Annotated in this window: 1 protein-coding gene; it reads right to left on the bottom strand. The window is 36.2% G+C overall.

From position 1 onward, the window contains the following. Nucleotides 1–207 (bottom strand): hypothetical protein (locus tag UU7_RS18795; protein ID WP_202946829.1); only part of this gene is annotated, 207 nt, incomplete at both ends.

Below are 207 nucleotides of genomic sequence, written 5' to 3'. Positions count from 1 at the left end.
ATTTACAACACCCAAACCTATATTTGCTTGTGTATTGAATGAAGCATATTCAATAATGAAAAGCATTTGGGTTACCGATGCAGATAAAACATCAGAAATTTGCCATCCAACCCCTCTATTATTGGCAAGCTTTCTCATATTTGCTCTGGTCAAGTTTTGTGTCAAACCGCTTGCTGGTTTTGCATAAGCAATTGAAGAAAGCTTATC

Origin of the sequence: Rhodanobacter spathiphylli B39, from assembly GCF_000264295.1 — a bacterium.
Lineage (GTDB): Bacteria > Pseudomonadota > Gammaproteobacteria > Xanthomonadales > Rhodanobacteraceae > Rhodanobacter > Rhodanobacter spathiphylli.
The sequence above is the reverse complement of the archived record's forward strand: the minus strand, read 5'-3'. Positions and strand labels throughout refer to the sequence as shown.